Below are 1,400 nucleotides of genomic sequence, written 5' to 3'. Positions count from 1 at the left end.
GGGGGTGTAAGAATAACGGTGTAACTGTCCTAAGTGGAGGGTAGTGCATCGATGGCTGACAAGGCAAAGACGCAGGCTGTGATACCAGCGGCGACACCGACGTTGACGCCGACGTTGACGCCGGTGGTGGATCGGCGGGTGGTGGCCGAGTTGGTGGCTCGGGCGCAGGCCGATGGGATGGCGATCAGCGGCGAGGGTGGGTTGATGCAGCAGTTGACCAAGATCGTGTTGGAGTCGTCGTTGCAGGGTGAGATGGACGCCCATCTGGGTTATGACAAGCACGACCCGGCTGGTCGGGATGGCGGGAACTCGCGTAACGGCTCCCGGGCGAAGACGGTGTTGACCGAGGCCGGGCCGGTCGAGATCACCGTGCCGCGGGATCGGGACGGGTCGTTCGAGCCGCGGATCGTGCGTAAGCGGCAGCGCCGGCTCGGTGGGATCGACGGGATCGTGCTGTCCCTGTCGGCGAAGGGCCTCACGACCGGGGAAGTCTCGGCGCACCTGGCGGAGGTCTATGGCGCCACCGTGTCCAAGGACACCATCTCCACCATCACCGACCGCGTCCTGGACGGTATGGCCGAGTGGCAGAGCCGACCACTCGATCGGGTGTATCCGGTGATCTTCATCGACTGCATCCATGTCAAGATCCGCGAGGGCAACGTGACCAACCGGCCTGTCTACCTCGCGTTGGGTGTGACGGTGAACGGGGCGCGGGACATCCTCGGGCTCTGGGCCGGTGAGCACGGGGATGGTGAGGGCGCGAAGTACTGGCTGCGGGTGTTGTCCGAGATCAAGAACCGCGGCGTCGCGGACGTGTTGATGGTGGTCTGCGACGGCCTCAAAGGGTTGCCGGACGCGGTGAACACGGTGTGGGACAAGACGATCGTGCAAACCTGCGTCGTGCACCTGTTGCGCAACAGCTTCCGCTACGCGTCTCGGGCGGACTGGGCTGCGGTCGCGAAGGACCTCAAACCGGTCTACACCGCACCGTCGGAGCAGGCCGCGCTGGACCGGTTCGCCGAGTTCGGAGAGAAGTGGGAGGCCAAGTATCCGGCGATCATCCGGTTGTGGGAGAACGCGTGGGCGGAGTTCGTGCCGTTCCTCCAGTTCGACGTGGAGATCCGCAAGATCATCTGCACCACCAACGCCATCGAGTCCATCAACTCGAGGCTCCGGCGCGCGGTCAACGCCCGTGGCCACTTCCCCACCGAGCAGGCCGCGTTGAAGTGTCTCTACCTGGCGTTGATGGGCCTGGACCCGACCGGCAAGGGCCGCGGGCGCTGGACCATGCGCTGGAAAGCCGCCCTCAACGCGTTCGACCTCGCGTTCGACGGACGCCTGTCCACCGGCCGCAACTAACCAAATTCAAAATCCAGTTACACCGAAAACTTGACAGCCCC

At 64.6% G+C, this 1,400-nt stretch carries 1 protein-coding gene; it reads left to right on the top strand.

Annotated elements, in window-relative coordinates; genetic code table 11:
* Positions 1-102: 102 nt before the first annotated feature.
* Complete coding sequence (locus CLV71_RS47380) at positions 103-1,359, top strand: IS256 family transposase (protein ID WP_424923969.1); 1,257 nt, start codon at positions 103-105, stop codon at positions 1,357-1,359.
* Positions 1,360-1,400: the final 41 nt, after the last annotated feature.

Origin of the sequence: Actinophytocola oryzae (assembly GCF_004364325.1) — a bacterium.
Classification (GTDB): domain Bacteria; phylum Actinomycetota; class Actinomycetes; order Mycobacteriales; family Pseudonocardiaceae; genus Actinophytocola; species Actinophytocola oryzae.
This window is presented reverse-complemented; position numbering and strand designations above follow the sequence as displayed.